General features: G+C 65.2%; 10 protein-coding genes. 7 read left to right on the forward strand and 3 right to left on the reverse strand.

Features of this window, described 5'->3' with window-relative positions:
- Window positions 1-170: 170 nt before the first annotated feature.
- Window positions 171-902, forward strand: a complete 732-nt coding sequence (locus ACODSM_RS16435; RefSeq protein ID WP_488806263.1) for a DUF1801 domain-containing protein — start codon at window positions 171-173, stop codon at window positions 900-902.
- A 37-nt stretch (window positions 903-939) separates the two neighbouring features.
- Window positions 940-1,335: a VOC family protein gene (locus ACODSM_RS16440; RefSeq protein WP_488806131.1), complete on the forward strand. Its 396-nt coding sequence runs from the start codon at window positions 940-942 to the stop codon at window positions 1,333-1,335.
- Between the two features lie 22 nt (window positions 1,336-1,357).
- Here the strand turns inward: ACODSM_RS16440 and ACODSM_RS16445 are convergent, their stop codons facing one another.
- Window positions 1,358-2,293, reverse strand: coding sequence for an aldose 1-epimerase (locus ACODSM_RS16445; protein WP_488806133.1), 936 nt, complete (start codon window positions 2,291-2,293; stop codon window positions 1,358-1,360).
- Window positions 2,294-2,371: 78 nt separating this feature from the next.
- Window positions 2,372-3,325, reverse strand: a complete 954-nt coding sequence (locus ACODSM_RS16450; protein ID WP_488806135.1) for an SMP-30/gluconolactonase/LRE family protein — start codon at window positions 3,323-3,325, stop codon at window positions 2,372-2,374.
- Window positions 3,326-3,449: 124 nt separating this feature from the next.
- Between ACODSM_RS16450 and ACODSM_RS16455 the strand changes: the two genes are divergently transcribed.
- Window positions 3,450-4,271, forward strand: coding sequence for an SDR family NAD(P)-dependent oxidoreductase (locus tag ACODSM_RS16455; RefSeq protein ID WP_309823715.1), 822 nt, complete (start codon window positions 3,450-3,452; stop codon window positions 4,269-4,271).
- 913 nt (window positions 4,272-5,184) lie between these two features.
- Here the strand turns inward: ACODSM_RS16455 and ACODSM_RS16460 are convergent.
- Window positions 5,185-6,147, reverse strand: coding sequence for a LysR substrate-binding domain-containing protein (locus tag ACODSM_RS16460; protein ID WP_488806137.1), 963 nt, complete (start codon window positions 6,145-6,147; stop codon window positions 5,185-5,187).
- Window positions 6,148-6,282: 135 nt separating this feature from the next.
- Between ACODSM_RS16460 and ACODSM_RS16465 the strand changes: the two genes are divergently transcribed.
- From ACODSM_RS16465 to mmsA, 4 genes are all read left to right on the forward strand, one after another.
- Window positions 6,283-7,734 (forward strand): aldehyde dehydrogenase family protein, encoded by a 1,452-nt coding sequence (locus ACODSM_RS16465; RefSeq protein ID WP_488806139.1) that lies wholly within the window; start codon window positions 6,283-6,285, stop codon window positions 7,732-7,734.
- A 78-nt stretch (window positions 7,735-7,812) separates the two neighbouring features.
- Window positions 7,813-8,778, forward strand: coding sequence for an ABC transporter substrate-binding protein (locus tag ACODSM_RS16470; RefSeq protein WP_488806141.1), 966 nt, complete (start codon window positions 7,813-7,815; stop codon window positions 8,776-8,778).
- A 187-nt stretch (window positions 8,779-8,965) separates the two neighbouring features.
- Window positions 8,966-10,036, forward strand: coding sequence for a multiple monosaccharide ABC transporter substrate-binding protein (chvE, locus tag ACODSM_RS16475; RefSeq protein ID WP_015013817.1), 1,071 nt, complete (start codon window positions 8,966-8,968; stop codon window positions 10,034-10,036).
- 110 nt (window positions 10,037-10,146) lie between these two features.
- Entirely contained in the window at window positions 10,147-11,742 is a 1,596-nt protein-coding gene (gene mmsA / locus ACODSM_RS16480) for a multiple monosaccharide ABC transporter ATP-binding protein (protein ID WP_488806143.1), read from the forward strand.
- The last annotated feature ends 55 nt before the right edge of the window (window positions 11,743-11,797 follow it).

Below are 11,797 nucleotides of genomic sequence, written 5' to 3' on the forward strand. Positions count from 1 at the left end.
ACGCGCTTGCCTGAATGAACAGAGGCAGGCCAGAAGGTAACAACCCGTTGTAGCGGGGTTGCCAAGGTGCGCGGAGTGGCAACAATGGCGGGGCGTCACCCCTCGCCTTTTGCGCCCAATCCACCAAGGACCACCCCGTGGCTGCTGCCAAAAAATCCCCACCCACTGCCATGGGCCGTGCGCCCAACACCACCGCCCCAGACGCGGCAACCACTGGGCCCGCCGCATCGGCACTGATCGACCAGCGCATTGCCGACCTGGGCGGCTGGCGTGGGCAGGTGCTGGCGCAGGTGCGCCAGCTGATCCACGAGGCCGCGCCCGGTGTGGTGGAAGAGTGGAAGTGGCGCGGCACGCCGGTGTGGTCGCTGGGTGGGATCTTGTGCACGGGCGAGAGCTGGAGCCTGTTGACGGCCTCGCAGGGGATCGCGTTGGAGCGCAATCGGGATGAATGGATGCTTCGGATGCGCCGCATGGGCTCATGCCCATGCAAGCAGCCGGGGCGTCCAATCGCCCGATTTCGCTCCAACCCTTCGGGCAGTGGTCTTTGCGGGTGGTCTGCGGCGTTGCGGCGCTTGCCAATAGCCGAGCTATTGGCTGCGCACCGCGCCTTGCACCCCATCCCGCAAAGACCGCTGCGCGCCCCCTGCGAGGCCGTCAACAGGCTCCAAAAGACAGCGGTAAAGCTCACGTTTCTCAAAGGCGCCGCCCTGCCCGACCCGGCGCGCCTTTTCAATGCCAGCCTGGAGGGCAATGCACGCCGTGCCATTGATATCAACGAAGGCGACACGCTGCCTGTCGATGCGTTCCGCGCGTTCATCCGTGCGGCGGTAGAGCTCAATGCGCTGGGCAGCAGCAAGGCCCGCAAGGGCCGGGCACCGGGGCACACAGGGTCGGCCGCATAGGCCCCAGCAATCAGACCAACAGAAGGATCACCCCATCATGCTGTCGCACGTGTTTGTGGGCATTTCAGACTTTGAGCGCGCGCTGGCGTTTTACCGGCCCGTGTTGAGCGTACTGGGCGTGAAGGAGCGGTTTTGCGAGCCCAGCCGGCCCTGGGCAGGTTGGGAATCCAACCCCGGCCCCCGCCCGCTGTTTGTGATTGCCCACCCCTTCAATGGCGAGGTGCCGCAACCCGGAAACGGCACCATGGTGGCCTTTGCGGCCGCCACGCGCGACCAGGTGGATGCTGCACACGCCCTGGCGCTGAGCCTGGGCGCCGTGTGCGAGGGCCGCCCGGGCCCGCGGCCCGAGTACCACGCCCATTACTACGGCGCGTATTTTCGGGACCCGGACGGCAACAAGCTGTGCGTGGCGTGCCACGCAGCGCAGCTGTAAGAACCTGTTCTAAGCCCCACCCTCAACCAGTCAGCGGCTGGTAGCGCCACTGCACATTCATCACCAGCACCTCGCCCTGCGCCAGTGTGCGCAGGCCGGGCTGGCCCGGCTGGTGAAAGGCGTCGATGGGCTGGGTAATGGGCTCAAAGCAGAACGCCGGGCCCTGCGGCGGGCGGTACACCAGGCAGTAGTGCTGGGCCGTGCCGCCATCCTTTTCAAAGTCGGGCATGTGGGCCGTCAGGCGCAGGCCGCGCTCGGGCCAGTCAATCTGCGCCGTGCCGCCCCAGCCGGTGTAGGCGTTGTCGATCAGGCCGCCGTTGGCGGGTGCGCCGGTGTTCAAGTCCCAGCCCGGCGGGAAGTGCTGCGTATGCTCCGTGGGCAGGGGATCGTCTCCACACAGCCACACGCCCTGCACCGGCGCCGTGATGCGCGTGCGGGGCGTGCGCGGAAACCAGGGGTGCAGGCCCAGGCCGTAGGGCAGCGGCTGCGCGCCCAGGTGCCGCACCTGCACCGACTGGTCCAGGCCGCCGTCCACCAGGCGGAAGGTTTGCACGCATTCGTACTCGTAGGGGTTGCCGTCAAATTGATCGGAGCGCAGCTGCATCTGCAGCGTGTCGGGTGCGGGCTGGGTGATCTGCCAGGGCTGCAGCCAGCCGTCGCCATGGATGGGGTACGGCTCGCCCATGCGGTTGGGGCGCATGGAGTGGAACTGCCCCGCGTGCTCAAACCCGCCGCCACTGATGCGGTTGGACCAGGGCACCATGGCAAAGGATGCGAGCTGGTACAAATCGGGCGTGGCGCCATCCCATGGCCGCCACAGGTCGATGCGTGCATCAGCCTCTTGCGGGTCGTCGATCTGCCAGGCCGCCACGCTGCCGCCCAGCGTGGGCACCAGGCCCAGGTGCTGCCCCGCGTGGTGCAGCCAGACGATGGGGTGGGATGAAGAGGCCTCGGTCATGGGCGGTGTGCTTTCTGCGGGATGGAGGAAAAAGGAGGTGGCGGAGCCACGGCCCCGCCGCTGCGCATGGGGTCGGCGTCAGCCGCCAAACAGATGCGCGGGCAGGCCGGGCGTGCTGATGTCCACGGCAAACAGTGCCCCGGCCAGCGGCTCGGTCGCGAGCAGCTCGGGCGTGAGACCGGTGCGGGCCGAGGTGATGTACAGCGTGCGCAGGTCCGCACCGCCAAAGGCGCAGTTGGTGACCTGGCTTACGGGCAGCGGGATGCGGGCCAGCTCGCCCGCCGTGTCGGCGTCGTGGCAGGTGACGCAGCCACCGCCCCAGTGCGCCACCCACAGGCGGCCCTGCGCATCGGTGGTCATGCCGTCGGGCACGCCGTCAGCCGCGGGCCAGCGCTTCCACAGCGTTTTGTCGCTCACGGTGCCGGTGGCTGGGTCGCAGTGGTAGCGGTAGGTGGCGCCCTGCACCGTGTCGTTGAAAAACATGGCCGGGCCCTGCGCGGTAGGGGCCCAGGTGGGGCCGTTGGTCACGGCAAAACCATCGTCGTGCCGCACGCAGTCGCCACTGGCGGCGTAGCTGTAGAGCGCGCCCGTGGGGGCCTCGCACGCAAAGTCCATGCTGCCGCCCCAAAAGCGCCCCTGGGCGTCACACTTGCCGTCGTTGAATCGGTTGCCGGTGCGCTCTGGCTCGGGCTGGTGCAGGTAGCGCGGGGCGATGTCGGCAGCGGGGTCGAACAGTGCAAAACCCCGGCGCAGGGTGACGATGAAGCCCGGGGCGTTGGCGCGTTCGGCAATGGCAGAAATCTCTTCATCAAACGTCCAGCGCTGGTGGGCGCTGGTGGCCGGGTCCCAGCGATGCAGCTCGCGCTGGAGGATGTCCACCCAGTACACCGCCTGCTCGCGCACCGACCACAGCACGCCTTCACCCAGCGCGTTGCCCAGTGTCATCACGCAGCGCACGGCGCCGGTGGTTGTTGGCGCAGAGGCGGACGCGCCGCTGGACGGTGGGATGGGGGTATCCAGCGAAGGGCGCACGTTGGTTGTCTCCGGTCGTTTTTTTGCATCGGCCTGCCGCCAGGCACTTGACGAGCGGCATCTTATCAACGCCAATTGATGCTTGAAATTAATTTTTTTGCCATTGATTGATTGCAATATTGATATGACACAGCTTTTTACCCCCTCCTCTTCCTCGACCGACGCCACGGGTGCCCCCCAGGGCCTGGCGAAATTCCCCAGCCTGCAAGGCCGCGCCGTGTTTGTGACCGGCGGCGGCAGCGGCATTGGCGCAGCCATCGTGGCGGCGTTTGCCGAGCAAGGCGCCCGCGTGGCGTTTGTGGACGTGGCGCGCAACGCGAGCGAAGCCCTGGCCCAGCACATTGCCGACGCAGGCCTGCCCCGCCCCTGGTGGCGTGTGTGCGATGTGCGAGATGTGAACGCCCTGCAAGCCTGTGTGGCCGAAGCGGCAGCCGAGCTGGGCAACGACTTTGCAGTGCTGGTGAACAACGTGGCCAGCGATGACCGGCACACGCTGGAGTCCGTAACCCCCGAGTACTACGACGAGCGCATGGCCATCAACGAGCGCCCCGCCTTCTTCGCCATCCAGGCCGTGGTGCCCGGCATGCGCAGGCTGGGTGCGGGCTCTGTCATCAACCTGGGCTCCACCGGCTGGCAGGGCAAGGGCACGGGCTACCCTTGCTATGCCATCGCCAAGTCGTCGGTGAACGGCCTCACGCGCGGGTTGGCCAAGACGCTGGGGCAGGACCGCATCCGCATCAACACGGTGTCGCCGGGTTGGGTGATGACGGAGCGGCAGATCAAGCTGTGGCTGGACGCCGAGGGCGAGAAAGAGCTGGCGCGCAACCAGTGCCTGCCGGACAAGCTGCGGCCGCATGACATTGCGCGGATGGTGTTGTTTTTGGCGTCGGATGATGCGGCGATGTGTACGGCGCAGGAGTTCAAGGTGGATGCGGGGTGGGTTTGATTTTTTGAAGTCTTTTTGGGCTCTGGCGCTTATCCATTAAGCGCTGGCAGCTATTGTTTTTGTAGTTTGTGAGTGTGAGTGTGGGTGCCGGTCTGGCGGCGTGCTCGGGTTGAGGACGGAGGCCGGGAGTCGCCCGGCGTGCGAGTAACTTTCTTTCGCGTCGCCGAAAGAAAGTCACCAAAGAAAGGGCGACCCTACTGCGCGCGTCCCTTCGCTGCGCTACGGGCAACCTGCGATGCTCGCACAGAGGGTGCGCCGCAGAACTCACTGCGCGCTACGCGCTCCGTTCAAACAACTGCGGCAAGTCAGTGCACGAAGTGCGTGTGTCCTTCGGCACACGCACGCACCCCCTGCCCTGCGCTTCTCGGCACGCGCAGAAGGGAACCCAAAAACGGACATCCACACGGGCCATTGCTTCGCTGCGCTGCGCTCGGCCCCGTCCCGCGGGCGCAAGCGCCACGCGCTGCGCAAACTGGGCCGAGCGCAGCGATGGCCCGAATGGATGTCCGGCTGTTTGGATGTTTGGCTCCCCACCCCTGCTGGCTGTGCCTGCGGCGGGGCGGTTGTGGGGTGAGCATGGGCGTCGCAGCGCCCATGCCTCGTGAACTGACTCGCCGTGGATGTCCGAGCGGCGCGCGCAGCGCAAAGCGAGTTCCACGGCGCACCCCGCAACCGACACGACGCAGGTTCGCCCCTTCGCACCGCGAAGGGGTCGCAGACTGGGGGTCGCCTTTCTTTTGGGTACTTTTCTTTGGCGAAGCAAAGAAAAGTACCTCGCCCGCCGGGGCGACTCCCGGCCTCCGTCCTCAGCAAAGGCATGCGGCACATTCAGCACACGAAAACAAACACTACAAAATCAATAGCTACCAGCACATATCCCACTAGCGCATCCAGCCAATAACACCCAAAACCATCAATCCCCCACCTCCAACCGCCGCCCATACTGCACCAGACTCGTCTGCTTCAACGCCTTCATCATCACCTTCGCCGCCGGCGACAGCAGCCGGTCCGACCGCGTGATGATTCCGAACGCATCCATATGGCACGGCATCGCCAGCGGCAACACCGTCACGATCCCATGCGCCGCGTAATAGCGCGCCACATCCTCCGCCACCACCGCAATCATGTCGCTCTGCTGCAGCATGCGCGTGATGAACAACAGCGCCGATGTCTCCACCGTGTGCAGCGGCGGCGCCAGCCCGTCCTGCTGGAACATCAGGTCAAACCGGTGCCGCAGCACGCTGCCCGCAGGCGGCACGATCCAGCTGGCCGAGACCACATCGCGCAGCGTCAGCCCCGTCATGCTCGACAGCGGGTGGCCCGGGCGGGTGATGGCGCAGACCAGCTCCTCGGTCAGCGACTCATAGCGCAGGTTCTCCTTGTCGTGCTCTTCATAAAGGCGGCCCACCACGATGTCGAGCTTGCCCTGCTCCAGCCGCTCCAGCAGCACCGGGCTGGTCTCGATGTCGAGCGAAATGCGCAGGCTGGGATGCTCCTGTTTGACCAGCGCCACGGCGGCGGGCAGGAGGCTCAGGCCGGGTGAGGTGATGGCGCCGATGCCCACTTGGCCATAGTGCCCACGCTTGAGCGCACCAATCTCGTCATGCGCCTGGTTCAGGTTGGCCAGGGCCATGCGGGCGTGGCGAATCATCGTTTCGCCGTACCAGGTGGGGCGCATGCCACGCGGCAGGCGGTCAAACAGCGACACCTCCAGCACATCCTCCAGGTCCTTGAGCAGCTTGGAGGCGGCCGGCTGGGTCATGCTGAGCACCTGGGCGGCGCGGTGGATGTTGCCCTCTTCGGCCAGAGCCACCAGCAGCAGAAGCTGGCGCGTCTTGAGGCGGGCGCGAATGAACCAGTGGTTGTAGGTGCTCATGGATAGCGAAGGACGGGAAAAAAAGGGGGGTTTTCCAGAATGCAAAGAACGATATGTATTTTGTCTAAAAAACGATTGGATTGATATCTAAACCTTCCATAGACTTCGCCGCAACTGCAACAAAGGCCTCTCTCCATGAAGCTCGGCGACCTCCAGCTCAGCCCCCGGCACCTGATCAACGGCCGGTGGGAAATCGGCACCACCACCGGCATCAGCACCAACCCGTCGGACACCCGCGAGGTGGTGGCCGAATACGCCCGCGCCGACCGCAACCAGACCGAGCTGGCCGTGCGCGCTGCGGCCGATGCCCTGCCCACCTGGAGCCAAAGCACCCCCCAACGCCGCGCCGACGTGCTGGACATGATCGGCAGCGAACTGCTGGCGCGCAAGGACGAGCTGGGCGCACTGCTGGCGCGCGAAGAAGGCAAGACCCTGCCTGAAGGCGTGGCCGAGGTGGCGCGCAGCGGGCAGATCTTCAAGTTTTTTGCGGGCGAGGCGCTGCGCATCCAGGGCGAGCTGCTGGCCTCTGTGCGCCAGGGCGTGCAGGTGGACGTAACCCGTGAGCCCGTGGGCGTGGTGGGCATCATCGCGCCGTGGAACTTCCCGTTCGCCATCCCGGCCTGGAAGATCGCCCCGGCCCTGGCCTACGGAAACACCGTGGTGTTCAAGCCCGCCGAGCTGGTGCCCGCCTGTGGCTGGGCGCTGGCCGAAATCATCAGCCGCAGCGGCCTGCCCGCCGGTGCCTTCAACCTCGTCATGGGCAGCGGCCGCGAGGTGGGCCAGACGCTGGTAGACCACCCGCTGGTCAACGCGCTGAGCTTTACCGGGTCAGTCGCCACGGGCGACCGCATCCTGCGCGCGGCCTCAGCACGGCGCGCCAAGGTGCAGCTGGAGATGGGCGGCAAGAACCCGCTCATCGTGCTGGCCGACGCCGACCTGGACCAGGCGGTGGACTGCGCGCTGCAGGGCTCGTATTTCTCCACCGGCCAGCGCTGCACGGCATCGAGCCGTCTCATCGTCGAGGCCGAGGTGCACGACGCCTTTGTGGCGCGCCTGCGCAACCGGCTGGTCAGCCTGAAGGTGGGCCATGCGCTGGAGCGCGGCACCGAGATGGGCCCGGTGGTGGACGACAACCAGCTGGCGCAGAACCTGGGCTACATCGACATTGCGCGCAATGAGGGGGCGGAGCATGTCTGGGGTGGCGAGCGCCTGGAGCGCCCCACCCCAGGCCATTACATGAGCCCCGCCCTCTTCCTGGCCCGCCCCGAACACCGCGTGGCGCGCGAGGAAATCTTTGGCCCCGTGGCCTGCGTGCTGCGGGCTGACGACTACGAGCACGCACTGGCCTTGGCCAACGACACGCCCTTTGGCCTGTGTGCGGGCATCTGCACCACGTCGCTCAAGCGCGCCATGCACTTCAAGCGCCACGCTGCCGTGGGCATGACCATGGTGAACCTGCCCACGGCGGGCGTGGACTTCCATGTGCCGTTTGGCGGCCGCAAGGAATCGAGCTACGGCGCCCGCGAGCAGGGGCGCTACGCCGCTGAGTTCTACACCACCGTCAAGACGGGCTACATGCTGGCTTGAGCCCTGCCCTTTTCGTTCGTTCCTTCTTTCCATCCCGCAACCATCGTCAACCAACCATTACAGACAGGAGACAAGATGATGAAAATGAACCGCCGCACCGTTGCTGCCGCCTTGGCCAGCGTGCCCGTGGCCGCCTTGCTGCCCGGCACCGCCTGGGCGCAAAAGCCCCTCGTGCTGGGCTTCAGCCAGGTGGGGGCCGAGAGCGAATGGCGCACCGCCAATACTGAGTCCATCAAGTCCGCCGCCAAGGAGGCGGGCATTGAACTGAAGTTCTCGGACGCGCAGCAAAAGCAGGAGAACCAGATCAAGGCCATCCGCTCGTTCATCGCACAGAAGGTGGACGTGATTGCGTTCTCGCCCGTGGTGGAGTCCGGCTGGGAGCCCGTGCTGCGCGAAGCCAAGGCCGCCAAGATCCCCGTGGTGCTGACCGACCGTGCAGTGAACACCAAGGACACAACGCTGTACGTGACCTTCATGGGCTCGGACTTTGTGGAAGAAGGCCGCAAGGCCGGCCGCTGGCTGGTGGAGAAGATGAAGGACCAGAAGGGCGAGGTCAACATCGTCGAGCTGCAAGGCACCGTGGGCTCCGCCCCTGCCATCGACCGCAAGAAGGGCTTTGAAGAAATCATCAAGGCCGACTCCAAGTTCAAGATCATCCGCAGCCAGACCGGCGACTTCACCCGTGCCAAGGGCAAGGAAGTGATGGAAGCCTTCCTGAAGGCCGAGGGCAAGAAGATCAATGTGCTGTACGCGCACAACGACGACATGGCGATCGGCGCCATCCAGGCCATCGAAGAGGCCGGCATGAAGCCCGCCAAGGACATCGTGATCATCTCCATCGACGCGGTGAAGGGCGCCTTCGAAGCCATGATCGCCGGCAAGCTCAACGTGAGCGTGGAGTGCAGCCCCCTGCTCGGCCCGCAGCTGATGAGCGCCGTGAAGGACATCAAAGCTGGCAAGGCCGTGCCCAAGCGCATCGTGACCGAGGAAGGCATCTTCCCGATGGAAGTGGCGGCCAAGGAAATGCCGAACAGGAAGTATTAACCCCCTGAGGCGCTGCGCGCCTTCCCCCTTTCTCTCGCATCGCTGCGCGATGCGGGAAGGGGGACGCCACCGGCCCGGCGGGGCGGCCCTTGGGCGGTGGCTCTGGCACTGGGCCGCGACAGTTTCGTAAGGCCGTGACGCATCCAAGCGGCAATCAAATCAAAACAACATCAGGAGACAGACTCAAATGAAGCGTGCAATTTTCAAGGCCGTGTTGGCCACCGTGGCACTGGCGGCGATTGGCGCCACATCCGTGGCATCGGCCCAGGACAAGGGCACCATCGGCATCTCGATGCCCACCAAGTCCTCGGCGCGCTGGATTGCCGATGGCGACAACATGGTCAAGGTGCTCAAGGACCGGGGCTACAAGACCGACCTGCAGTACGCCGAAGACGACATCCCCAACCAGCTCGCGCAGATCGAGAACATGATCACCAAGGGCGCCAAGGTGCTGGTGATCGCGTCGATTGACGGCACCACGCTGTCCAAGGCGCTGCAAAACGCGGCCGACAAGGGCGTGAAGGTCATTGCGTACGACCGTCTCATCAAGGGCTCGAAGAACGTGGACTACTACGCCACGTTCGACAACTTCCAGGTGGGTGTGCTGCAGGCCACCTCCATCGTGGACAAGCTGGGCCTCAAGCAAGGCAAGGGACCTTTCAATATCGAACTGTTCGGCGGCTCACCCGACGACAACAACGCCTTCTTCTTCTACGACGGTGCCATGAGCGTGCTGCAACCGTACATCGACAGCGGCAAGCTGGTGGTGCGCAGCAAGCAGACCGGCATGAACAAGGTGGGCACGCTGCGCTGGGACGGCTCGGTGGCCCAGGCGCGCATGGACAACCTGCTGTCGGCCTACTACGGCAAGGACAAGGTGCACGCGGTGCTCTCGCCCTATGACGGCATCTCCATCGGCATCCTGTCGTCCCTCAAGGGCGTGGGCTACTGCACCGCGCAGCAGCCCTGCCCCGTGGTTAGCGGCCAGGACGCTGAGGTGCCCTCCATCAAGTCCATCCTCAAGGGCGAGCAGTCCTCCACCGTGTTCAAGGACACCCGCGAGCTGGCCAAGGTCGCCGCCAACATGGTGGACGCCGTGCTGACGGGCAAGCAGCCCGAAATCAACGACACCAAGACCTACAACAACGGCGTGAAGGTGGTGCCCTCGTACCTGCTCAAGCCGGTGGCAGTGGATTCTTCCAACTGGAATGCAGTGCTGGTGGGTAGCGGGTACTACAAGGAATCGCAAATCAAGTGAGCACGAGCGGCTTCTGCATCTAAAGCCGCCGCCTGCGAATGCCTCTGGGGCAGCGCAGGCGGCCTGCAACCAGGACGGGGCAAGAGGCCCCGCCAACAGACTGAGAGACCATGCTTCTTGAAATGCGGAACATCCGCAAAACCTTCCCCGGCGTGGTGGCGCTGAACCAGGTCAACCTGCAGGTGCAGGCCGGGGAGATCCATGCCATCGTCGGCGAAAACGGGGCGGGCAAATCCACGCTGATGAAGGTGCTGTCGGGTGTGTACCCACACGGCAGCTACAGCGGCCAGATCCTGTTCGACGGGCAAGAGCGCGAGTTTGCAGGTATCCGCGACAGCGAGCACCTGGGCATCATCATCATTCACCAAGAGCTGGCGCTGGTGCCGCTGCTGTCGATTGCCGAGAACATCTTCCTGGGCAACGAAACCGCGCGCCACGGCGTCATCGACTGGATGGCCGCCCACAGCCGCGCCCAGGCGCTGCTGCACAAGGTGGGCCTGCGCGAATCGCCCGACACGCCCGTGGGCCAACTGGGGGTGGGCAAGCAGCAGCTGGTGGAGATTGCCAAGGCGCTGTCGCGCAAGGTGCGCCTGTTGATCCTGGACGAGCCCACCGCCAGCCTGAACGAGAACGACAGCCAGGCGCTGCTGGACCTGCTGCTGGAGCTCAAGGCCCAGGGCATCACCTGCATCCTGATCTCGCACAAGCTCAATGAAATCTCGCGCGTGGCCGATGCGATCACCGTGCTGCGCGATGGCAGCACCGTACAGATGCTGGACTGCCGCGAGGGCCCGGTGAGCGAAGACCGCGTGATCCAGGCCATGGTGGGCCGCGAGATGAGCGACCGTTACCCCCAGCGCCAGCCGCAAGTGGGCGACATTGTTTTTGAGGTGCGCAACTGGCGCGCCCACCACCCGCAGCGCAGCGACCGCGAGCACCTCAAAGGCATCGACCTGAATGTGCGGCGCGGCGAGATAGTGGGCATTGCGGGCCTGATGGGCGCAGGCCGCACCGAGCTGGCCATGAGCATCTTCGGCCGCTCGTGGGGCCAGCGCATCAGCGGCGAAGTGCGGCTGCACGGCCAACCCATCGATGTGAGCACAGTGGAAAAGGCCGTGCGCCACGGCCTGGCCTATGTGACCGAAGACCGCAAGGGCAATGGCCTGGTGCTGAACGAAGACATCCAGTTCAACACCTCGCTGGCCAACCTGCCGGGCGTGTCGTTCGCCAGCGTGATCGACAGCGGTCAAGAACACCGCGTGGCACAGGATTACCGCGAGAAGCTGCGCATCCGCTGCTCGGGCGTGGACCAGAAGACGCTGAACCTCTCGGGCGGCAACCAGCAAAAAGTCGTGCTGAGCAAATGGCTGTTCACCAGCCCCGAAGTGCTCATCCTCGACGAGCCCACGCGCGGCATCGACGTCGGCGCCAAGTATGAGATCTACACGCTGATTGCCCAGCTGGCGGCGGAGGGCAAATGCGTGATCGTGATCTCCTCCGAAATGCCCGAGCTGCTGGGCATCACGGACCGCATCTATGTGATGAACGAAGGCCGCTTTGTGGCCGAGATGCCAACTTCAGATGCCTCGCAAGAAAAGATCATGCGAGCCATCGTGAGTGCCCCCCCTGAGGCGCTTCGCGCCATCCCCCCCAAGGGGGACGCCGCCCGTGCGGCGGGGCGGCCCTTGCACGGCGGCCGCGCGTAGCTGCAGCGCCCCTCTTCAGCGCCTGATGAACCGCACAACGCATTGAACTGATGAC

It is taken from the genome of Acidovorax sp. FG42, assembly GCF_057809195.1.

Coding starts and splice junctions, on each gene's coding strand:
- ACODSM_RS16435 (WP_488806263.1), top strand. CDS start 171: ATGGGCCGTGCGCCCAACACCACCGCCCCAGACGCGGCAACCACTGGG.
- ACODSM_RS16440 (WP_488806131.1), top strand. CDS start 940: ATGCTGTCGCACGTGTTTGTGGGCATTTCAGACTTTGAGCGCGCGCTG.
- ACODSM_RS16445 (WP_488806133.1), bottom strand. CDS start 2,293: ATGACCGAGGCCTCTTCATCCCACCCCATCGTCTGGCTGCACCACGCG.
- ACODSM_RS16455 (WP_309823715.1), top strand. CDS start 3,450: ATGACACAGCTTTTTACCCCCTCCTCTTCCTCGACCGACGCCACGGGT.
- ACODSM_RS16460 (WP_488806137.1), bottom strand. CDS start 6,147: ATGAGCACCTACAACCACTGGTTCATTCGCGCCCGCCTCAAGACGCGC.
- ACODSM_RS16465 (WP_488806139.1), top strand. CDS start 6,283: ATGAAGCTCGGCGACCTCCAGCTCAGCCCCCGGCACCTGATCAACGGC.
- ACODSM_RS16470 (WP_488806141.1), top strand. CDS start 7,813: ATGAAAATGAACCGCCGCACCGTTGCTGCCGCCTTGGCCAGCGTGCCC.
- chvE (WP_015013817.1), top strand. CDS start 8,966: ATGAAGCGTGCAATTTTCAAGGCCGTGTTGGCCACCGTGGCACTGGCG.
- mmsA (WP_488806143.1), top strand. CDS start 10,147: ATGCTTCTTGAAATGCGGAACATCCGCAAAACCTTCCCCGGCGTGGTG.